Raw genomic sequence first — 21,778 nt, 5'->3', positions numbered from 1 at the left:
CCGTTTGACCCGCCACGCCATGCCCTTCGACGATCTGATCGTGTCCGCTTTCGCGCCTGCTTTGGCGGCTGTCCAAAACGGGTCCATTCCAGGCGCGGTGCTTGGTGTCGTGACAGCGTCCGGGGAGCGCGCCGTCAGATTTGCGGGGTCGGCCCAGATCGCGCCGGAGCAGGTGCCGCTCGCGCGCGAGACGTGGTTCGATCTGGCCTCTCTCACCAAGGTGATTTTCACCACCACGCGGATTCTCCGCTACGTGGAGGACGGACAGATCGGGCTAGACGATCCGCTCGCCAGCGTCATTCCGGATCTGCGCCAGTACGATCTGAACGCCGCCGAGCGCCGCCTGACATTCCGGCAATGTCTCGCGCACGACACCCACCTGCCTGCCGTCGAGCCGCTCTATACCTACGGGCAGGACCCACAGACCCTGCGCGCCTTCGTGCTTCAGCGCGAATGGCGGCCCGGTCCGTCTGTCTATTCGGACAACAATTTCATCCTGCTGGGTATCGCCATCGAACGCCTGTCGGGCCTGCCGCTGCTCGCGCAACCCCTTCCTGGCGGCCTGACCTTCAGGCCCGACCCGGCCCAATGCGCCGCGACTGAATTGTGCACCTGGCGAGGCCGCATGATTCGCGGCGAGGTGCATGACGAGAACGCCTTCGCGCTCGGGGGCGCCTCCGGCCACGCGGGATTGTTCGGGACCATCGACGGCGTGCTCGACTTCGCCCGGACCTGCCTCGACGGATCGGGCCTCGCATCCGCCTCGATCGCGGCCATGCGCCAGCGCCAGGTGCGCACGCGGACCATCGGCTGGGAAATTGCGCACGCGGGATGGCATGGCGGCGATTCGTGCTCGGGCGGCACGATCGGCCATACGGGCTTTACAGGCACCGGGCTCTGGCTCGATTTCGAGCGTGGGCTGGCCTGGGCGCTGCTGACAAACCGGGTCCATCCCACCCGTCACCGGGAGAGCGGCATCCTGGCGTTGCGGCGCGCCACCGGGGAAGCGGTGATGGCGCTGTTCGGGAACCCGAAACGGGAATCTTAGGACGCCCCGCCCGAGGCCGCACCGGATTGCTCCGGCCGCGTACTGGACCTATAGTGGTCTGCTAGAGAGATCGCACATGACCACCGAGAATTTCAGTCCCCGCTTCCAGGACCTCGATGCCTGGCCCAGTCTCGACATCCTGTCGGCCTTCTACGAGGGCCAGCTCAGCGCCGTCGCGGCGGTGCGGGCAGCGCTCCCCGCCATCGCCGCGGCTGCCGAAGAGGCCGTCACCCGCCTCCGCCGCGGCGGACGGATTGTCTATGTGGGCGCCGGAACATCCGGCCGCATCGCCGTGCAGGACGGCACGGAATTGCCGCCGACCTTCGACTGGCCAGACGACAAGCTCGTCTACCTGATCGCAGGCGGTCAGGGCGCCCTGCTGAAGGCGGTCGAGAATGCCGAGGATTCGGTCGAGCAGGGAACAGCCGGGATTCGCGATGCCGATGTCGGCCCTGACGATGTCGTGATCGGGGTTGCGGCGAGCGGCCGGACGCCGTTCACCATCGCGGCGCTCACCGAGGCCCGCTCACGGGGCGCGCAGACCATCGGCATTTCCAACAACGCCGATGCGCCCATTCTCGACGCCTGCTCGCATCCCATTCTCGCCGAGACGGGGATCGAGGTCGTGGCGGGCTCGACGCGGATGAAAGCCGGCACGGCCCAGAAGGTGATCCTCAATCTGCTTTCGACCCTCATCATGGTGCGCCTCGGCCGAGTCTATGGCGGCCTGATGGTGCACATGCGCGCCACCAACGCGAAGCTCCGGCGCCGCAGCGAAATCATGGTGTCGCAGATCACCGGATGCGATGACGCCACCGCTATCGACGCCCTGAGAAAAGCCGACGGCGACATGAAGCTCGCGTCGATGATTGCACTGGGGATCGATGCCGCTGACGCACAAGCGGCGCTGACGGTCAGCGATGGCAATTTGCGCCAAGCCCTGTCACAGTTCCCGGCCGAGGCAGCGCGTCGATCCTAGCGCCCTGACCTCTCGCCGGCCGATTCTGTTCAGGGGACACGACGCACGATGACGCTGGGACTGGGCATCGACGCGGGCGGCACGGCAACACGCTGGAGACTGGTCGAAGAGGACGGCGCCTGCGTCGCGCAGGGCTCCGTCGAGCCCCTGACCGGACACCTGTTCTCGCAGGCCGCGGAGACCCGGGCAAAGCAGATCGTCGGCGCGATGGCGGCCGTGGTGCGCCAAACCGGGGACCCGGTGGGAATTGTCGCGGGCATCACCGGATTGACGCGGGAGACGCCCGCGGAAGCGACCATGCGCGCGCTTTTCGCTGACGCCTTTCAGCTTGCCCCGGACAAGATCTTCGTCGCCGAGGACATGTGGATTGCCTACCTGTCCTATTTCGCGCTGGGCGAAGGCATCCTGATCTACAGCGGCACAGGCTCCATCGGCTATTACCTGTCGCCCGACAAGGAGGTGATCCGTGTCGGCGGCCGCGGCAATCTCATCGACGATGGCGGGTCCGGATTCTGGATCGCGCGCGAGGCGCTGAAAGCCGTCCTGCGCATCGAGGAGGAGGACCCCGGCCAGGGCTGGGCGACGATCCTTGGCACCTGCCTGTCGGGCGCGCTCGGCGGCACCGACTGGAACGTGGTGCGGGCCTTCGTCTATGGCGGCGATCGCGGCAAGATCGGCGAACTGGCGCGTGTCGTCGGTGAGGCAGCAAGCCTTGGCGACGCAACCGCGGAGGGAATCGTGCGCGCGGCAGGGGCTGAACTCGCGCGCCTCGCCAATGCGCTCTTCAAGCGGCTGGCGCCGCGCCCGGTCGCCATCGTGGGCGGCGCCTTCCGCATCCACCCGGCCATCGGGGAGGCGTTCCGGCAGGATCTGCTGGCGCCCGTCGAGGTCATCGGCAGCGATGTGGACGCGGCGCTGACTGCCGGCCGCCTCGCCGCGCTGGTTCGGTAGGGCCGCATCGGGGAGCGCCATCATGATGATCTTCGACGAGTGGCTCGATCTGCCCATCTGGGGAATATTCGCCGCCCTCGCGCTTGGGTTCGGTCTGTCGGGCGCGCTCATCCACTGGCTGTCCTTTGGCAGGCTGGGACAGCCGCATGCCGTCAAGCTTGTCGGCGTGGTGGCGCCCTTTTTCAGTTCGGTGGCCATTCTGTTCGCACTTCTCACCGGCTTCCTGGCCAACGACGTCTGGGACCGCAATCGCGTCGCCAACCGGGCCATTCTGGCGGAGCGGGACGGCCTGCTAGCTGTCCACGCCATGAGCGTCGCGGTCGTGTCGGACATGTCGGAGATTCGCGCTGCGGCCCAAGCCTACGCCCGCAGCCTGGTCGAGGATGAATGGCCGTTGATGCGCGATCAGGAGAGTTCGGTGAAGGCCGACGAACAATTGCTGGCGCTGCTCGCCCGGGTGTCGGACCCGAAGATGGCGGCGGCGGCCGGTCAGGCGGCACAAGGCGCGCTCCTCGATACGGTGCTGAAACTGCGCGGATCCCGTTACGACCGTCTTGCCATGAGCGGGGATCGCACCGATCGGACCAAATGGACCGCCGTGTTGATTCTCGGCCTCATCACCCAGATCGCCATCGGGGTCGTTCATCTTGAGCGCCCCAAGGCGCAACTGACCGCGTTGTCGATCTTCTCCCTGGCGGCGATCATCACCCTGGGGCTGGTAGCTATTCGCGAGCGGCCCTTCGATGGCGAATTGCGATTCTCCCCAGCGCCCATCGAGGAGGCCCTCGCCATCATGACACCGCCCCCCAAACCGTGAGCGAACCGGTCCGGGGTTGCGCGCGGGTGCGAACTTGCTCCACACTTCGGACTTACCCGTGCCGCCGAGATTGAAAGTCAGATGCAAGCCCTGTTTGTCGGCCAAACCTATATCGACGTCACCTTCCTGGCGGACGAGATTCCCACCGGAGACGAGAAGACGGTCGCGCGCGACTATGCGATCTCGTTTGGCGGCAACGCCGTGACGGCAGCCTTTGCCTGCGCCAAGCTTGGAATTGCCCCCGATCTCCTGACATCCATCGCCGACGACTGGCTGGGCCGGATGTTCATCGACATGGCGGCCAAATACGGCATTTCGGTCCATCACCGCAAAGTGAAGGAATCCTCGCTCTCCTTCATCATGCCCCAAGGTGGCAAGCGCGCCATCGTGCGCTGCCGCGACGACCATTATCTGCACCCGGTGCCACCGCTGAACATCGACGGTTGCCGGGCTCTCCATCTCGATGGGCACCAGGCCGATGCGGCCATGCACTACGCCAAGATTTGCCGAGATTCCGGCATTCTGACCTCGCTGGACGGTGGCGGGCTGCGGTCCAACACCCATGAGCTGCTTGAGCTGATCGACGTGGCGATCGTGGCCGAACGCCTGTGCGAGCAGATGAACCTGACGCCGCAGGAGATGCTGGCCTATCTCAAAGGGCGGGGCTGCCGGATCGGCGGCGTGACCATGGGGGAGCGCGGTCTGCTCTGGTATGACGAGAGCGGGATGGAAAGCGTGCTGCCGGCGCTCAACGTGCCGGCAGGGGCAGTGGTCGACACCAACGGGGCGGGCGACATTTTCCACGGCGCCTATGTCTACTCGGCCATGGCGCGGCCCGAGCGTCCCTGGCTCGAGCATTTCCTCTTCGCTCGCGCGGCCTCTGCCTACGCGATCCAGCATCTCGGCAACGAGGCCAGCCTGCCGACGCTCGGCGATATCGTGGAGACGCAGCAGCGCTTTGCGGAACGTCGCCTGGCCGCATGACCATGCCAATTCCATTCCGGGATCGCTTGTTCGTGCTCACGCCCGGATTTGCCGACCCGGCCTTTCCGGGCAGGCGCTTCTATTGCTGGCATTGCGCCTTGCTGGAGGGAGTCCTGGCGTCGTTCCCGCATCTTGCGGCGAGGCTGGAGGTGGTTCGGGTCGCATGGCCGCGCCCGCGGGCGGACGTGATCGCCCTTGTGGGCGAGTCCCACCAGTCCCTGCCCCTTCTGGTGCTGGGAACCGAGACCCTGCCGGATGTTCCGGCCGAGCAGAATGGGTCCGTCCGCTTCGTTGCCGACAAGGACGCCATCCTGCGCGCCCTCACCATCCGGCACGGCTTTCCCGAACCGCATCCCTAGTGTCCGTGATCCCTCGTGTCCGTGGCGGCCCTCAGGCGGCTTTCTTTTGGTAATCCTTCACGTCCGAGAACGTGATGCCTTTGGCGCGGTCCATCTCGTATTGCAGGTTGAACCCGTTTGCCGCCATGAAGACAGGCGCGCCGTCGAGATCGCGTGCCATGGACGAGACATGCGAATCGATGAACCGGTCGAGCTCGATCCGGTCGGCCGCCTCGATCCATCGGCAGATGGTGAAGCGAGTCGGCTCGTAATCGATCGGCAGGCCGTATTCGCCCATCAGGCGTTCCTTGAGCACGTCGAGCTGCAACGCGCCGACCACGCCGACAATCGCGCCCGAACCGTCCTGCGGGACGAAGAGCTGGACGACGCCCTCCTCGGCCATCTGCTGCAGGGCTTCCCGGAGCTTCTTGGCCTTCATGGCATCCTGCAGCTTGATCCGGCGCAGCAATTCGGGCGCGAAGCTCGGCACGCCGCGGAACACCAGATCCTCGCCCTCCGTCAACGTGTCGCCGATGCGCAGGGTGCCATGATTGGGCAAGCCCACCACGTCGCCGGCCCAGGCCTCGTCGGCAATCGCCCGGTCCTGGGCGAAGAAGAATTGCGGGGCGTTGAGGCTCATGGGCTTGCCGGTCCGCACCAGCTTGGCCTTCATGCCCCGGCTGAGCTTGCCCGAGCAGATCCGCATGAAGGCGATCCGGTCCCGGTGATTCGGGTCCATATTGGCCTGGATCTTGAACACGAAGCCGGTCATGCGCGGCTCGCCGGCCTCCACCAATCGCTTGTCGGAATCCTGCCCCCGGGGCGGCGGCGCGAAGGCCGCCATGGCGTCGATGAGATCGCGCACGCCGAAATTGCGCAGCGCGCTGCCGAAAAACACCGGCGTCAGGTGACCCTCGCGGAAGGCCTCCAGGTCGAAAGGCTTGCAGGCCTCCTGCGCCAGAGACACCTCGTCCTGCCAGGCGTCGACCTCCTCGGGCGGCAGCAGCGCAGTCACGAAGGGGTCGGTCGGCCCCGACACGGTGACCGGCTCTTCGTCCGTATCGATGCGGCGCACCAGATTGCGGCGCAGATCGTAGGTGCCGGCAAAACTGCGGCCCTGGCTGATCGGCCAGGTGACCGGTGCGGTGTCGAGCGCCAGGGTCTTCTCGATCTCGTCGAGAATGTCGAACGGGCTTCGCGCCTCGCGGTCCATCTTGTTGATGAAGGTCACGATGGGGATGTCGCGCATCCGGCAGACTTCGAAGAGCTTGCGGGTGCGCGCTTCGATGCCCTTGGCGGCGTCGATGACCATGATGGCGGAATCGACCGCGGTCAGGGTCCGGTAGGTATCCTCGGAAAAGTCTTCGTGGCCCGGCGTGTCGAGCAGGTTGAAGACGCAACCGCCATATTCGAAGGTCATGACCGAGGTCACGACCGAAATGCCGCGGTCGCGCTCGATGCCCATCCAGTCCGACCGGGTCGAGACGCGGTTCTTCTTGGCCTTGACCTCGCCGGCGAGCTGGATCGCGCCGCCGAACAGGAGCAGCTTCTCGGTCAGCGTGGTCTTGCCCGCGTCCGGGTGAGAGATGATCGCAAAGGTGCGGCGGCGGCTCACGGGAGCCGGAAGATCGGTCATGTGCGGTCTGTTCCCCGGGCTATGGGAGCCAGGTTTGAAGCATGGTCCGGCGCGGTCGATCCCCTTTGCCGGAGGGTCATGCGATGAAAAAGGGCGCTGCCTGATCGACGTCGTGGAAGACAAGGCTCCCGGCACCAAAATCAGACTCTTGCGGCAAGGGCAACACGCCGCAGTGCGGCCCCTTTACGTCGCCCGGGCTTTCAACCCATATTGGTGTTCCCCGTCAACAACGAAAAGGAGGTGATCAAGTGTCTCATTGTCATACCCTGCGGTCCCCGGTTTCCGTGACCTTGATCCTGGCCTCTGCCGAGATCCGTGCGTAACGCACAAAAGGCGCGGTCCTGACCGGACCGCGGACCAACGACAATGGAAAGGCTGTCCCTCGCGGGCAGCCTTTCTTTTTTGGCCTATGCGCCGAGCAGATTGCCCGTGCGGGTCGCGGACCGGCCCGCCACCTTGGCGATCCGCTGTCCCCCGGTTGCAAAGCGCAGCAGAATGCGCGCGAACAGCACACCGTCCGTGGCCGCGCGGGCCTCGACCGAAACGCCGGTGAGGGGGTCGATGATGTGGGCAACGACGTCGCCGGCCATCACGACGTCCCCGACGTCTTTCCGGAACAGCACCATGCCGGAGGACGGTGCGACGACCGGCTCGGTCCCCGCCAGCGGCGTGGGGTCGCACAAGGCGTCCGGGATCGCCGGCTTCTCGCCGGCAATCGCGCCGCACAGGGTCATGAAGGCCACGAGCGCTGCCGCATCGGCGCTCCCCCAATCGTCGCTCACATCCGCTTCGCCTCGGAATTCCAACGTCGTCGCGTGGCAGGCCATCGGGATCGGCCGATCCGGGAAACGATCGGCCAACTCCGCCCAGGGACGGCTGCAGGCCTCGTCGAAGGGGTCGTCGCCTGAGACTTCGGCCACCAGAACAGCGCGCGCGCCCAGCAACGCGGAGAGCGGACCGAGCGCCTCGGCCGAGCGCGTGTGGGTGTAGAGATGGACGACAGCCTCGGCATCGCAATGAAGATCGAGGACGTAATCGGCATCGATGGCGAGCGCGAGCAGGGTCTTCTTCAGCACATCGGCGGGATTGTGGGTTTTCCAGCCGGCGAGTTCGTCGAGAAGCGCCTGGCGCACCAGGCGGACATTGGCCTGAGGATCCGCCGTCAGCGCCGTTTCCACGCGGTTTCCGGCTGCCGCAACGACATTCGGGTAGCCACGGTTAAAATTCGCACCATTCGCCAGATCGAAGCGGCCGACCGGTTGCCCGAGGAGCTTCTGAGACAGTCCGATCGGATTGGCCGACGGCACCAGCACGATCTCGCCGGCAATCCGGCCCTCCGCTTCCAGCGCCTCCAGCTGCCCGCGCAGGTGATGGGCGGCGATCATCCCGGGGATCTCATCCGCGTGGAGGGCCGCCTGGACATAGACCCGGGGCCGCGCTCCGGGCTTGCCGAAGCGGTGGACGGTAAGGGAGAGGTGGCTGCCGGGGGCGAGCGGAGCAAGCGCGATCTGTTCGGTTTTCATGGCCCGGCCATACCCCCTCGGGCGCAAAGGCTCAAGGCCGCTGCCAGCCCTGTGAGCCGAAGACGAACCGGTCCGGGTCGGTGACCAGAGCCGCCAGCCCGTGGATCGCGGGTTGCGGATTGACGATCACGAAAGCCGGCACCGTGCGGGCCCAGGCATCGTGCGGCGCCTTGCGGTCGAAGGCATCGCGAAAGCCCCCGCCGGCCAGGACATCGACCATTCTGGGGGCGATGCCCCCGGCAATGAAAACCCCGCCGGAGGCCTCGAAGGTCAGCGCAAGATCGCCTGCGAACCGGCCCAGCCAGCGGGCAAACATGGCGAGACTGTCACGGGCGAGAGCGCTGCCGTCAGCGGCCGCCGCCAGGACATCGTTGGGAATGGTGAAGGGGCAGGTCTCCCCGCGCGATGCCGCAAGCGCCCGCGAGATCCGGAAAAGCCCAGGCCCGGACAGCACGACTTCGGCGGTGATTCGGCCACCCACCCGCTCGAGATGCGGCCAGATATCGGCCTCACCCTCGGCGACCGGCCCGAATTCCACGTGTCCGGCTTCTGTCGCGAGAATCGCAAGCCTGTCCCCGACGGGCACCAGCGCGGCCGCCCCGAACCCCGTTCCCGGACCAAGGACCACGCGTGTCCCCTGACCGACCGGCCCGCCACCACCGAGTCCGACCAGATCACCATCATTGGCGCTGAGGACGGTCACCGAGGCGGCGACCGGCGTGTAATCATTGACCAGGGTGACGCGCTCCAGACCCAGCGCCTTCCCGATCGCCTCGGCATCGATCGTCCAGTGGGCGTTGGTCAGGCGGATCACCGGCTTGTCGACGCGCGTCGCTACCGCGATCATCGCCGAGCGGGGCCTCTCGCCCGCATAGCCGCTCAAAGCCTGGGCGATGGCGCCGACGGGATCGGGCGTGTGGGCGGTGAGCGTGCGGGGCAGGAACCGGATCGGCGCACCTGGCGCCGGCAACACCGCAAAGCGCGCATTGGTGCCGCCGATATCGCCCAGCAGGACGGGGAACGCGTACATCAAACCTCGTCGACCTTTCTGCTCTTGGAAGCCGTGCTCAAGGATCAGAAGGCCTTTTCCCAGCTGCGGCTCAGGCGTACGGCAGAATTGATGAGACCCACCATCGAGTAGGTCTGCGGGAAATTGCCCCATAACTCGCCGGTCGTGAAGTCCGCATCTTCCGAAAACAACCCGAAGGAGTTTCGGAGTTTCAGGATCCGCTCGAACAATTCGCGCGCCTCCTGTTTGCGGCCGATGGCGTTCAGCGCATCCACATACCAGAAGCCGCAGATCATGAAGGCCGTGTGCATCTTCCCGAAATCGTCTTCGACATCGTAGCGCAACAGCAGATCGCCCCGCCTGAGCTTGGCGCCCACCGCATCGACTGTCGCGATAAAGCGTGAATCTTCCGGAGAGACGAAATCGATTTCGGCGAGCAGCAGCAGGGTGGCGTCGAGGTCCTTGCCCTCGAACGACGACACGAAGGTTCCGGTTTCGGCGTTGTAGGCCCGCTTGTCGATCACCGCATGCATCCGGTCGGCCTGGCTGCGCCAGAACTGGGCACGGTCCGGCCGGTTCATGGATTGGGCGATCTTGTCGAGCCGGTCGCAGGCCGCCCAGCACATCACGCTGGGGAACGTGTGGACGGCGGCTTTGGTGCGCAATTCCCACGGCCCGGCATCCGGCTGGTCGAACACCTCGACGGCCCGGCGCCCCAGCGTCTCGAGATGCTCGAACAACGATTCATTGCCGGGGCGGATCAGCCGCCGGTCGAGGAAGGCATGAGTGGAGGCCAGCACGATGCTGCCATAGGCATCGTTTTGTATCTGCGTGTAGGCGGCGTTGCCCACACGCACCGGACCCATGCCGCGGTATCCGGCGAGCGACTCGGCCTGGCGTTCTTCCAAATCGGGCGAGCGCGTAATGCTGAAAAGCGGCGGCATATCCTTCTGGTCGGGATTGGCATCCGCATCGTCGACGATGTTGGTGATGTAGGTGAGGTAGTCCTCCATGGTGCGGGTCGTGCCCAGGCGGTTGAGCGCCTGGATGACGAAGTAGGCGTCCCGCAGCCAGCAGAACCGGTAATCCCAGTTGCGCTGCGTGTGGGGAGCCTCCGGAACGGAAGTGGTCAACGCCGCCACGATGGCGCCCGTCTCCTCGAAATTGCAGAGTTTCAGCGTGATGGCCGCCCGGATGACAGCTTCCTGCCATTCGAAGGGAATCGACAGCGCCCGGACCCAGTCACGCCAGAAACCGACCGTGGCGTCGAGGAATTCGCGCGCCGTGGAATCGACCTCCGAGCGCAGGGGCTCGTCCTCGCCGAAGAAGAACGACATCGGCCTGTCGACCACGAAGGGCCGCTCCTGGGCCACATACGTGATGGGGGCGTCGGTTGTCAGGCGCAGGGAATGGTGCGGCCCGACAAAGCGCAGGTGATTGCTCCCCCGCGTCGTCGTGGGCTGCTGCGATCCCCAATCATAATGCGGCCGCAACCGCACCCGGATCCGGGGCCTCCCCTTGAGCGGGCGGACCCGGCGGACGAGTTGAGGCGGCCGAAAGGTGCGATCGAGATGCTTGAACCGCGGCGCAAAATCCGTGATCTCGAGAATGTTGCCGAACGTATCCGTCATGGTCGACACCAGCACGGCGGTGTTCTCGAGATAGGTCTGCTCGCAGGTTTCCATGCCCACCATGTCGATGGCGAAGATGCCGCGCTGGTCCGCGTCGGATTTCTCCTCAAGCCCGTCCAGCAGCGCCGAAAAGACCGGGTCGCCGTCGAAGCGCGGGAAGCAGCTCCAGACGATCTGCGCCCGTCGGTCCACGAGGGCCGCGATCATGCAATTGCCGATGACGGCAAGGTCGAGGGAGCTCATAGGGGACGATATTCCATTCAGAAGGGAGGGGGGCCGCCTGCGGCCCATGTGATGAGGGAATGCCTTAGGTCCGCGGGCGTTCCCACCCGATGCTGGGCGACCGTCTCGCCCGGCCCGATCCGCACGGAGACGCCGCCTTGGGCATTGACGGCCTTGAAACCGTTCTCGTCCGTGAGGTCGTCACCCACGAAGATGGCGCGGCGGCCGCGATAGGGAGGCTCGAGCAGGAAGGAGTCGATCACCTTGCCCTTGCCGGCCGCCGAGGGAAGGATTTCGGCAACCGCCTTGCCGAACTGGACGCGATAATCCGGCCCGAGCGATTCAAGGGCCGCATGGGCGGTGGCCAGGCAAAAGTCCTTTTCCAGCGGCGCCTGACGCCAATGGAGCGCAACCGAACAGCCTTTGTCCTCGATCAGCAGGCCGGGCTTGTCGGCGATGATGGCGTGGAGACGGGCGACGATCGGGCGCAAGGCCGGATGATCCTCTGCCTGGCACAGGTAGAGGTCGTTGCCGATGCGATGCTCGAGGCCGTGGAGGCCAGCCGCGTCGAACTTCCCGCCGCCCAGATGCCCATCCAGGAACGCGATCGGACGCCCGCTGATGATGGCAAGCGCGCCACCGAGCCGGTCTCGCAGGCGCGCAAGCGCCTCTGGAAGGGCGGGATCGACAAGGACGTCGTCCGGACGCTCGACAATATCCACAAGGGTGCCGTCGAAATCGAGGAAGAGCGCCCATTGATCGGTGGTGTCGGACGTGTGGACAGCCTCGACGTTGTCGTTGTTCATGGTCCGGCTTTCGCCCCGCGATAACAGTGATGAACTCTGCCTTCGCAGATTTTGCGCGCGGGCGGAAGGGACGTAGGGGAATGCACGTGCGGTCCTGAACGAACGACACCGCGCGAGAGCACGTTTTGCCAGTGAGATGTGCCGGCCAGGCAGATCATTTTCGGCGAAAAGTCCGTCAGATTCCCGGTCTGGCGGCCCCCCCGTGCACCCCAAGGGTTGAGACGACGGGAGCCCGCCACGTCGTCGCAGGACCGGAAAGGCCTGTGCTCCCGCCCCGGAGCGCCCCAAAAAAAATCCGCAGCGCGCTTGGAAGCGGACGCTGCGGATTGAAGGCCGGCCCGATCGGAGCCGGGCGAAAAAGCGCCTAATGCTCGCGGAAGGCGCGGGCGAACTGCTCTTCCATCGGCTTGATCATATACTCGAACGGCGTGCGCTCATTGACCTGGACGAACACCTCGGCCTGCATGCCGGCGATGAGCTTCAGGTGCTCGAGACGCTTGAGCTCGGTCGCGGGGAGTTCGACGCGAATCGTGTAGAACGACGCCCCGCTCTTCTGGTCGGTGGTCACGTCGGCCGAGACCCGCGACACGGTGCCATGGAGTTCCGGGATCGTGCGGGCATGGGAGGCGTGAACGCGCACGGTCGCTTTCTGGCCGATGGCCACCTGATCGATGTCGCTTGGCTGGACCCTCGCCTCCAGATTGAGGGATTCATTCTCGGGCACGATGTACATGACGGGCTCGGCCGGCGAGATGACACCCCCGACCGTATGGACATTGAGCTGGTGGACATAGCCGGCGCTCGGAGACCGGATGTCGATCCGGCGAAGCTGGTCCTCGGCGGCGACGCGGCGCTCGCTGAACTCCGCGATCTTGCCCTGGATCTCGCGCAACTCCTGCATCGCGTCGGCGCGCAGCTGCTCGTCCACCTGAATCATCTGGAACGAGGTTTCGGCGATCTTGCCCTCGGCCTGGGCGACGGCGGCGATGAGCTGCCCCCGCTGGCCCTCGATGCTGGCGCCGTCACGCTCCAGGGCGTTAAGGCGCGGCAACTGCACGAGGTTCTTCTCGTAGAGCTCACGGACGCCCTTCAGCTCCTCGGTGATGAGGGTTGCCTCGCGGGCTTTTGACGCCTGCTGGGCGCGAAGGCCGGTGATCTCGTCCTGCGACTGCGAAATGCGCTTGCGCAGCTGATCCTTCTGGGCCGCGCGGGCCGCGCGGCGGGCTTCGAACAGGGTCCGCTCCGTCGACAGGATCTTCATGATCGCCGGTTCGCTCGCCCGGCTCGCGAGTTCAGGCGGCGTCGCCAACTCGTTCAGTCCGTCACGCTCCGCCTCGAGACGGGCCTGACGGCCTAGAAACTCGTCGAGCTGCTTGGACACCACCTGAAGGTTGGCGCGCGTCACCGTCTCGTCGAGACGGACAAGCAACTCGCCCTCCTTCACGCGCTGGCCCTCATGGACGTTCAGTTCGCCCACGATCCCGCCGGTGCCGTGCTGGATCTTCTTGATGCTGGTATCGACCACGAACTGGCCGCCGGCCATGACAGCGCCGGACAGGGTGGCGGTCGCGGCCCAGAGGCCGATCGTCCCGCCGAAGAGGGCGATCATGGACACGCCCGCAATGGCTGCCCGATGGATGGCCGCCTGGTGCTTGGACTTCTTGGGTGCTGGCTTGATCAACATTATCCGACCTCCCGCAGGGACGTGCCCGGCGCCGCCGCCCGCGCTGCAGCCGGTGCGGCTGCAGGCGTCGCATTACGTTTCATGACCGATTGCAGAACTTCGTCACGCGGTCCGAGCGCCTTGACGCGGCCCTCTTCCATGATGCCGACGAGATCGACATTGCCAAGCGCCGCCGGCCGATGGGTGATGACGATCACGATGCCGCCACGGTTGCGGACGGCCATGATGGCGCCGTTCAGCGCTTCGTCGCCTGCCCCGTCGAGGCTGGCATTGGGCTCGTCGAGCACGACCAGGAAGGGGTCGCCGTAGAGCGCGCGGGCAAGAGCCACGCGCTGGCGCTGACCGCCCGACAGAGATGCTCCGCCTTCGCCGATATGAGTGTCGTAGCCGTCCGGCAGGCCGAGGATGAGTTCATGGGCGCCGGCGGTCTGGGCCGCTGCGATAACGGCCTCCGGCGAAGGCTCTGCCTGGAAGCGGGCGATGTTCTCCGCCACCGTCCCGTCGAACAGCTCGACGTCCTGGGGCAGGTAGCCGATATGCCGGCCGAGATCGTCCGATTCCCAGTGCTCGATGGCCGCGCCGTCGAGGCGGATATCGCCGCGCAGGGTTGGCCATACACCGACAATGGCGCGGGCAAGGGTCGATTTCCCTGACGCGCTGGGCCCGATGAGACCGAGGCCCTGGCCGGCCTGCAATTCGAGGGAAGCCGCATGGACAATGGCCTGCTGGCCACCTGGGGCACCCACATAGATGTCCTCCAGGGTGAGGCGCTGGCGGGGCGCCGGCAGGGGCATGTGCAGTTCCTGGGCGGGCACGACCGACAGGATGTGCGACAGGCGATGATAGCCCTGGCGTGCCGCCGTGAAGCCCTTCCAGTTCGCCACCGCGATCTCGATGGGCGCGAGGGCCCGGGACATCATGATGGAGGCGGCAATCATCAGGCCGCCCGACATCTCGCCCTGGATGACCAGGTAGGCCGCGAGGCCAAGGATGCCGGATTGCAGGACCATGCGGAACACCTTGGCGAAGGCCGCGATGCCGGAGGTTGATTCGCTGGACGCAAGGGCCGCATCCACATGCTTGGTGTGAACCTTGGCATAGCGGTTGCCCAGGAAGTCGAGCATGCCGAGCGCGCGGATGACCTCGGCGTTGCGGCGGCTGCTCTCAGCCATCATCTGGCGTTCGGCACCGCTCTTGGCGAGTTCAAAGGCCGGGGCCTTGCTCTTGGCGTCGGTGTAGAGCGTCAGAATGATGATGACGATGCCGCCGATCACCGACATCCAGCCAAGCCAGGGGTGGATAATGAAACAGCCGATGAAGAAGATCGGCATGAACGGCATGTCGAACATGGCCGTCGGGCCGAGGCTCGACAGGAAGCCGCGGATCTGGTCGAGGTCGCGAATGGGCTGAAGGCTTTCGGACGCCTTGGCGCCCTTGAGCGGCATGGTCGCCACGAGATCGAAGACGCGGCGGGAGAGAATTTCGTCGAAGCGGGCGCCGATTCGCGCCAGCATCTTGCCGCGCAGGGCGTCGAGGCCGCCCTGCAGGAGGTAGGCGGCGAGCACGATCAGGGACAGACCGACCAGGGTGGAGATGCTCCGGCTCGACAGCACGCGATCGTAAAGCTGAAGCATATAGATCGACCCGGTCAGCGCCAGGATGTTCACGACTGCCGAAAACAGCGCCACGCCAACGAAGGAGGGACTGCACACTTTCAGCGCGTCGAGGACTTCGGTACTTTCTTGCCTGCGGCTTCTCGCTGCCTGCTTCATCATTCATATCCCATGGCGGGCCGATAAGCCGACTCCGCTCGGTCTCAGTTGCGTTACACCACGCAGGATTCAAGTCACCCTACATGAAATGAGCCGCCATGTGACGGCCTCTAAGTGGTTAGGCTTTATTTCTATGAAGCCCCTCGTCCAGCGCCTTGGCTGAGCGGTGAGGCCTTTCTGGGCCGGCGCTCAGCTTACGTTACGCTATGTCTTTTGTAACCCTATTCTATGTAACTCTGTCAATGAAAAGAGTCCGCGACCTTGTGTTCCAGCCCGTTCAGAGAGGCACACCCAAGTGCGCATTTTGCTTCAATATTACGTTTTAATCAATGGACCGACTCGCCGGCGCATGCGCCTGCCTGACCCGCGTGGACTGCCGTGTGTGGAAAATCACCGGGCGGAAACGCATCCCGACGCCGCGGACCCTCGTGCGCATTCATGGCAATCTTGAGGCTTTTTTTGAAATACCATCCTCTTCACAGTGACTTAGGCAAATTAACCGAGGAATTTTCGCCCATGTCTAGTGCGGAATGATGGCGCGCAGCCCGTAAACCAAGGCGGCGAAGACAATGAGGCTCGCCCCGTAAATCGCCACGAACCAGGCGAACCGTCGGCCTCCACCGCGGCCCGGACGGGAATGCAAGGTCGCCATCAGTGATATCCTCCGCCCTTGATCTCCTCGGCAACCTTGCCGCGAAAGACCCAGTAGGCGTAGGCCGTGTAGGCGAAGGTGAACGGCAGGACGATCGCAAATCCCACGAGGGCGAAAAGCTGCGACGAGACGGTGTTGGCCGTGTCCCAGATGGTCAGGGACGGCGGCACGATATAGGGGAAGAGCGTCACGCCCAAGCCGAGATAGCCCAGCATAAACAGGCTGATGGCGAGAAAGAACGGGCGCACGTGACGCCCCGCCGCAAGATCGGCATAGAGCCGATAGGCCGCAAAGGCCGTCACCAGCGGGATCGGGGCCAGGAAGGCGATGTTGGGCCACGCGAACCAGCGCGCGTCGAGATTTCGGCCGAGAAACGGCACCCAGATCGACACCACCGCCATGGCCATCATGGTGGCGACGAGAAACCGCAGCGCCATCCGGCGCGCCCAGATCTCCAACTCGCCCGTCGTCTTCATGACGCACCACGTCGCGCCGAGCAGGCCGTAGCCGCAGACCAGTCCGATGCCCGTCATGACGCTGAACGGCGTCAGGAAGTCCAGGACGCCGCCGGTGAACTGGTGGCCGTCATGGGAAAATCCCTGGACGAAGGCGCCCAGTACAAGCCCCTGAGAGAAGGTCGCCACCAGCGACCCGTAGTGGAACGCGTTGTCCCACAGGAATTTCGAGCGGTCCGACTTGAAGCGGAATTCGAATGCGACCCCCCGAAAGATCAACGCCACGAGCATCAGCGTGATCGGCACGTAGAGGGCGGGCATCAGGATCGCGTAGGCGATGTGGAAAACGGCGAACAATCCGCCGCCGCCCAGAATCAGCCAGGTCTCGTTGCCGTCCCAGATGGGGGCCACGGAGAACATCATCCGGTCGCGCCAGTTCTCGTCCCGGGCTCCCTTGAACAGGATGCCGACGCCCAGATCGAAGCCGTCGGCGATGACATACATGGCGACCGCCACGGCGAGAACACCGGCCCAGATCAGGGGGAGCCAGAACGCCAGTCCCTCATAGGCCATTCCGAAACCGAACATGGGCGCGCTCCTATCTGGCCGTCTGCGCTTCGTGGCCGGGCCCGCCCTCGATCCCCTCACTGGGGACGGAGAGCGGCCGCCGGGCCGTCTTCGTGAGGTCTTCGCCCGGCAGATCCTCCACCGGGTCAGGCCCCTTGCGGAGGAGCTTGGCCAGATAATAGGAGCCGAAACCGAACACGAAGGCGTAGACCACGATGAAGGTGAGAAGCGACGCGGTGACCGCGCTCGCCGAAATCGGCGAGACCGCGTCGGCCGTGCGCAGATGGCCGTACACGACGAAAGGCTGGCGACCGATCTCGGCCGTGAACCAGCCGAACAGCACGGCGCCGAATCCGGACGGCGTCATGATCATGGCGGCGCGCAGGAACAGACGATTCGAGAACAGCGTCCCCTTGAAGCGCAGGTAGAGGCTCCAGAGCGACAGGCCCAGCATGGCAAAGCCGATCCCCACCATGATACGGAACGAGAAGAAGACCGGCCAGACGGGCGGGCGGTCCGCCGCCGGCACATCCTTGAGACCGGGCACGACGCCGTCGAAGGAATGGGTGAGAATCAGGCTGCCGATCTTCGGAATCGCCACTTCGTAGTGGTTCGTCTCGGCGGCCTGATCCGGCAGCGCGAACAGCCGGAGCGGCATGTTCGCCTGCCGGTCCCAGTTGCCCTCGATGGCCGCAAGCTTGACCGGCTGGTGCTCCATCACCACCAGCCCGTGCATGTCGCCGATGAAGATCTGCAGGGGCACCGCCACCACGGCGAACCACAGTGCCATGGACAGGGACTTGCGGGCGCCGGCGAGCCGCGATTCGGGCTCCTTCCAGGCGCGCAGCAACATCCAGGCGGACATGCCCGCGATGGCGAAGGCGGTCGTCAGGTAGCAGGCCGTCACCATGTGGGCATAGCGTAACGGGAAGGACGGGTTGAACACCACCTTGAACCAGTCTGTCGGCACCGCCTTGCCGTTTTCGATGGCAAAGCCGTCCGGCGTCTGCATCCAGGAATTGGCCGACAGGATCCAGAAGGCCGAGATCAGCGTTCCCAGCGCCACCAGGCAGGTCGCGACGAAATGAAGCCGGTTGCCGACCTTCTCCCAGCCGAACAGCATGATGCCGAGAAACGAGGCCTCGAGGAAGAACGCGGTGAGCACCTCGTAGGCGATGACCGGACCGAGAACGTTGCCGGTGAACTCGGAATAGCGCGACCAGTTGGTGCCGAACTGGTAGCTCATGACGATGCCGGACACGACCCCGAGGCCGAACGACACGGCAAACACCTTCACCCAGAACCGGAACAGGTTTTTGTAGAGGGGATTGCCGGTCCGCAGCCAGTTGAATTCCAACGCCACGAGCCAGCTTGCAAGGCCGATGGTGAAGGACGGGAAGATGATGTGGAACGCGATCGTGAAGCCGAACTGGATCCGCGACAGCATCAAGGCGTCGAGTTCCATGGCGTTCTCCCTGCGGTCGTTCAGATCGTGGGGTCATATTCCCACGAAACCGCCCGGGACAACTAGGCTTTCAGTGTCGCAGACGCCCGTCTGGGCGTCTTTTTCCCCGCGGACTTACGCGCCTTGCGGACGTCGAGTTCCCGCTCGAGGCGGGCCTTCAGCAGGATCAGCACGGCGGCCTCTTCGGGCTTCAGTCCGGCGAGCTGATCGCGCAGTTCTGCCTCCACCTCTTCCTTGACGTCCAGCAACAGGTCGCCGTCGAGGTAGCAGTTGAGCACTTCTGGATGGATGTAGCACTTGCGGCAGATCGTGGGCGTGTTGCCCAGCCGCGAGGCGACGCTCTCGATTGCCGCCCGGAGGTTCTACTTGGCGCTGGCTTCGTCGTCGAATCGCTCGAACTCCGCGAGCGCGAGCGCTGCCAGAACGGTCCCGGCCCAGGTGCGGAAATCCTTGGCGGTGAAATCTTCGCCGGAGATCTCACGCAGATAGGCGTTGACGTCCGATGACGAGATGCTCTGCCTCTCGCCGTCCTCATCGAGATACTGGAACAGGTCCTGGCCCGGCAGGTCCTGGCAGGCCTTCACGATGCGGGCAACGCGGCGGTCCTTGACCTTCAGCCGCCATTCCTTGCCGCTTTTCCCCTTGAAGGCGAAGCGCAGTTCGGCGCCCGTCACGGCGACATGCGGGTCGCGCAACGTGGTGAGACCATAACTCTTGTTCTGCTTGGCGTAGTCGGAATTTCCCACGCGGATAAGGGTGTTCTCGAGAAGGTGCACCACGGTGGCCAGCACTTTCTCACGCGGCAATCCGCGCAGGCCCATATGCGCGTCGACCGCTTTGCGGATCGCCGGGAGCGCCTGAGCGAAGGCGAGCGTGTGCTCGTATTTGGTGCTGTCGCGGACTTCGCGAAACAAGGCGTGATAGCGATATTGCTTGCGGCCTTTGGCGTCACGGCCCGTCGCCTGGATATGGCCATTGGCCTTCTGACAGATCCAGACCTCGGTATAGGCCGGCGGAATGGCAAGCGCGCGGATGCGGGCGAGGGTCGGCTCGTCGTCGACCTTGCGGCCGGTCGATGCCACGTAGGAAAACCCCTTGCCGGCCCTCTTGCGCCGGATACCCGGCTGCTCGTCGGACACATAGGAAAGACCGGCGGTCTCGGCCGCGTCGCGCGGGTCGACCACATTGGCGACGGGAGCAGTGTTTTCAAGCAACATGGCGAGCCCTGGCTGACGGACGCGACGTCAACCTGATCCGGCCCTTTCTGTTCCTGCTGGCGGCAGCCCGTGTGATTGCCGGTTCCCTCATGGGCGTGCGCCGTCTAGAAGACCTCAGCTCCGCCTCGGGATCCCTCGTGACACCTTTGACAGCCCCTGTTCCGTCCGACCGAAAGCTTGTTTTCGTCGTCACCGAAGACTGGTTCTTTGCGTCGCATTTCCTGCCGATGGCGCGGGCTGCGCGCGAGCTCGGGCTGGCGGTCGTCGTCGTCACGCGGGTGCGTGCCCACAAGGAGATCATCGAGCAGACCGGCGCTCTGGTCGTGGCGCTCGAGGCCGAGCGCCGGAGCCTGAACCCGATGGCGGCGGGCTATGCGGCGGGCCAACTGGCGTCCATCCTGCGCGCGGAAAAGCCCGACATCGTCCATTGCATCGCCCTTCGGGGCATTCTCATCGGCGGCGCCGCAGCCGCCATGGCGGGCATCGACCGGCGCGTCTATGCCCTGACGGGCCTCGGGTTTCTTGGCGCGCGGCAGGATCTGTCCGGCCGCCTTGCCCAGCGAGGCGTCCGTCTCCTGGTGCGGGCGCTTGCCACCAAGCGGACCCGCTATCTGTTCGAGAACCGCGACGATCCGGTCCTCCTCGGACTCAATCCCGATGGACGCGATGTCACCATCGTCGGCGGCGCCGGAGTTGATCCCTGCCTGTTCTCGCCCTCCCCGCTGCCGCCCCAGCCGCCCCTTCGCATTGCGCTGGTGGCCCGCATGCTCTGGTCGAAGGGGATCGACCTCGCCGTGGCGGCCGTGGGGATTGCACGAAGCCGAGGGGCTGCGGTGGAGCTGTCCCTTTATGGTGCCCCCGATCCTTCCAATCCCAAGGCGATTCCGGCGGCGACGCTCGACGCCTGGAACCGGGAGCCGGGCGTGACCTGGCACGGCCCGACGGACGATGTGGCCGGGGTCTGGCGGGACCATCACGTCGCGTGCCTTCCCTCGCGCGGCGGCGAGGGCCTGCCACGCACGCTCCTGGAGGCGGCCGCCTGTGGCAGGGCGCTCGTCACCGCGGACGTCCCCGGCTGCCGGACGCTGGCCCGCGACGGCATCGAGGGCCTTGTGGTGCCGCCCGGCGACGTTGAAGCGCTGGCCGCGGCATTTGTCCAACTGGCGCAGGACCCGGACAGTGTCGCGCGGATGGGAGCTGCCGCCCGCGCGCGGGTTCTCGACGGGTTCACCGAGCGCGACGTCATGGAGGCCGTCAAAGGCCTCTACCGCGACTGCCTCGGGGCATGATCGAGAATCCCCAAGCCTTTATCCGCGCCGAGACCCGCCTCCTGCCGGTGCCGCATGCGCCCGAGATTTCCCTCTATGTCGCCGACGAGGCCACGGCGCTGTGGCAGAAGACCGAGGACGAACTGGGCACGATCGGTCTGCCCCCGCCATTTTGGGCCTTCGCCTGGGCCGGCGGTCAGGCGCTTGCCCGTTACGTGCTGGATCATCCGGATAGCGTCCGGGGGCGACGCGTGCTCGATTTCGCATCCGGATCGGGCCTCGTGGGCATCGCCGCCATGATGGCGGGCGCGGCCCACGTCACGGCGGCGGATATCGATCCGTTCGCGATCGCGGCCATCGGCCTCAACGGGGCTGCGAACGGGGTGTCGCTCACCGCTTGCCAGACCGATCTCGTGGGAAGCGATCTGGGATGGGACACGGTCCTGGCCGGCGACATCTGCTATGAGCGCGACCTCGCCCGCGCGGTGACGGACTGGCTGTTCGGCCTCCAGCGCCGCGGGGCCACCATCCTGCTGGGGGATCCCGGACGAGCCTACCTCCCGCACAGTCGGCTGGAGCTTTTGGCGCAGTATCAGGTGCCCGTCACGCGAACGTTAGAAGATGCCGATATCAAGAAGACGAGCGTCTGGCGGTTTGCCGAGACCTGATGGGTGCTGCCTGACGGGATGGTGTATAAGCCGATGCTTGACGCCTCGTGGCTTTGGCCCCAGCTAATCGGCGGCAGCCCGGAGCT

Annotated in this window: 18 protein-coding genes and 1 pseudogene; 8 read left to right on the top strand and 11 right to left on the bottom strand. The window is 65.4% G+C overall.

Annotated elements, in window-relative coordinates; genetic code table 11:
* Nucleotides 1–19 precede the first annotated feature (19 nt).
* From J4G32_RS12800 to J4G32_RS12775, 6 genes are all read left to right on the top strand, one after another.
* Nucleotides 20–1,048: a serine hydrolase domain-containing protein gene (locus tag J4G32_RS12800; protein WP_210493762.1), complete on the top strand. Its 1,029-nt coding sequence runs from the start codon at nucleotides 20–22 to the stop codon at nucleotides 1,046–1,048.
* 76 nt (nucleotides 1,049–1,124) lie between these two features.
* Nucleotides 1,125–2,027, top strand: a complete 903-nt coding sequence (locus J4G32_RS12795) for an N-acetylmuramic acid 6-phosphate etherase (protein ID WP_210493758.1) — start codon at nucleotides 1,125–1,127, stop codon at nucleotides 2,025–2,027.
* Nucleotides 2,028–2,075: 48 nt separating this feature from the next.
* Complete coding sequence (locus tag J4G32_RS12790; protein ID WP_210493754.1) at nucleotides 2,076–2,978, top strand: N-acetylglucosamine kinase; 903 nt, start codon at nucleotides 2,076–2,078, stop codon at nucleotides 2,976–2,978.
* A 22-nt stretch (nucleotides 2,979–3,000) separates the two neighbouring features.
* Nucleotides 3,001–3,795: a bestrophin-like domain gene (locus tag J4G32_RS12785; protein ID WP_210493750.1), complete on the top strand. Its 795-nt coding sequence runs from the start codon at nucleotides 3,001–3,003 to the stop codon at nucleotides 3,793–3,795.
* Nucleotides 3,796–3,876: 81 nt separating this feature from the next.
* Nucleotides 3,877–4,779, top strand: coding sequence for a sugar kinase (locus tag J4G32_RS12780; RefSeq protein ID WP_210493743.1), 903 nt, complete (start codon nucleotides 3,877–3,879; stop codon nucleotides 4,777–4,779).
* A 2-nt stretch (nucleotides 4,780–4,781) separates the two neighbouring features.
* Nucleotides 4,782–5,138, top strand: a complete 357-nt coding sequence (locus J4G32_RS12775; protein WP_210493738.1) for a DUF3088 domain-containing protein — start codon at nucleotides 4,782–4,784, stop codon at nucleotides 5,136–5,138.
* Nucleotides 5,139–5,169: 31 nt separating this feature from the next.
* On the opposite strand, the gene J4G32_RS12770 is transcribed toward J4G32_RS12775, so the two are convergent.
* From J4G32_RS12770 to J4G32_RS12725, 11 genes and pseudogenes are all read right to left on the bottom strand, one after another.
* Nucleotides 5,170–6,753 (bottom strand): peptide chain release factor 3, encoded by a 1,584-nt coding sequence (locus tag J4G32_RS12770; RefSeq protein WP_210493734.1) that lies wholly within the window; start codon nucleotides 6,751–6,753, stop codon nucleotides 5,170–5,172.
* Nucleotides 6,754–7,160: 407 nt separating this feature from the next.
* Nucleotides 7,161–8,276, bottom strand: a complete 1,116-nt coding sequence (locus J4G32_RS12765) for a succinylglutamate desuccinylase/aspartoacylase family protein (protein WP_210493732.1) — start codon at nucleotides 8,274–8,276, stop codon at nucleotides 7,161–7,163.
* A 31-nt stretch (nucleotides 8,277–8,307) separates the two neighbouring features.
* Nucleotides 8,308–9,306: a glucokinase gene (locus tag J4G32_RS12760; protein WP_210493728.1), complete on the bottom strand. Its 999-nt coding sequence runs from the start codon at nucleotides 9,304–9,306 to the stop codon at nucleotides 8,308–8,310.
* Nucleotides 9,307–9,350: 44 nt separating this feature from the next.
* A complete protein-coding gene (locus J4G32_RS12755; protein WP_210493723.1) occupies nucleotides 9,351–11,159 on the bottom strand; it encodes a glycoside hydrolase family 15 protein in 1,809 nt (602 codons plus the stop codon).
* Between the two features lie 17 nt (nucleotides 11,160–11,176).
* Nucleotides 11,177–11,944, bottom strand: coding sequence for a trehalose-phosphatase (gene otsB / locus J4G32_RS12750; protein ID WP_210493717.1), 768 nt, complete (start codon nucleotides 11,942–11,944; stop codon nucleotides 11,177–11,179).
* 364 nt (nucleotides 11,945–12,308) lie between these two features.
* The gene (locus J4G32_RS12745) at nucleotides 12,309–13,628 is read right to left on the bottom strand and encodes an HlyD family type I secretion periplasmic adaptor subunit (protein WP_210493703.1); all 1,320 of its coding nucleotides are present in this window, start codon (nucleotides 13,626–13,628) and stop codon (nucleotides 12,309–12,311) included.
* Nucleotides 13,628–15,403 carry a type I secretion system permease/ATPase gene (locus tag J4G32_RS12740; RefSeq protein WP_210493701.1) on the bottom strand — a complete coding sequence of 592 codons (1,776 nt, stop codon included), beginning with the start codon at nucleotides 15,401–15,403 and terminating at the stop codon, nucleotides 13,628–13,630. The genes J4G32_RS12745 and J4G32_RS12740 overlap by 1 nt, the downstream gene beginning before the upstream one ends.
* 517 nt (nucleotides 15,404–15,920) lie before the next feature.
* Nucleotides 15,921–16,052: a hypothetical protein gene (locus J4G32_RS21975; RefSeq protein WP_281413563.1), complete on the bottom strand. Its 132-nt coding sequence runs from the start codon at nucleotides 16,050–16,052 to the stop codon at nucleotides 15,921–15,923.
* Nucleotides 16,052–17,095: a cytochrome d ubiquinol oxidase subunit II gene (cydB, locus tag J4G32_RS12735; RefSeq protein WP_210493700.1), complete on the bottom strand. Its 1,044-nt coding sequence runs from the start codon at nucleotides 17,093–17,095 to the stop codon at nucleotides 16,052–16,054. Before cydB ends, J4G32_RS21975 begins: the two co-directional genes overlap by 1 nt.
* Before the next feature lie 10 nt (nucleotides 17,096–17,105).
* A complete protein-coding gene (locus J4G32_RS12730) occupies nucleotides 17,106–18,539 on the bottom strand; it encodes a cytochrome ubiquinol oxidase subunit I (RefSeq protein WP_210493698.1) in 1,434 nt (477 codons plus the stop codon).
* Between the two features lie 62 nt (nucleotides 18,540–18,601).
* Nucleotides 18,602–19,756 (bottom strand): annotated as a pseudogene (locus J4G32_RS12725) (DNA topoisomerase IB).
* A gap of 146 nt (nucleotides 19,757–19,902) precedes the next feature.
* Here J4G32_RS12725 and J4G32_RS12720 point away from each other — a divergent pair.
* The gene (locus J4G32_RS12720; RefSeq protein WP_246505056.1) at nucleotides 19,903–21,045 is read left to right on the top strand and encodes a glycosyltransferase; all 1,143 of its coding nucleotides are present in this window, start codon (nucleotides 19,903–19,905) and stop codon (nucleotides 21,043–21,045) included.
* Nucleotides 21,042–21,692 (top strand): class I SAM-dependent methyltransferase, encoded by a 651-nt coding sequence (locus J4G32_RS12715; RefSeq protein WP_210493697.1) that lies wholly within the window; start codon nucleotides 21,042–21,044, stop codon nucleotides 21,690–21,692. Before J4G32_RS12720 ends, J4G32_RS12715 begins: the two co-directional genes overlap by 4 nt.
* The last annotated feature ends 86 nt before the right edge of the window (nucleotides 21,693–21,778 follow it).

The sequence above is a fragment of the Microvirga antarctica genome (assembly GCF_017921815.1).
GTDB classification, from domain to species: domain Bacteria; phylum Pseudomonadota; class Alphaproteobacteria; order Rhizobiales; family Beijerinckiaceae; genus Microvirga; species Microvirga antarctica.
The sequence above is the reverse complement of the archived record's forward strand: the minus strand, read 5'-3'. Positions and strand labels throughout refer to the sequence as shown.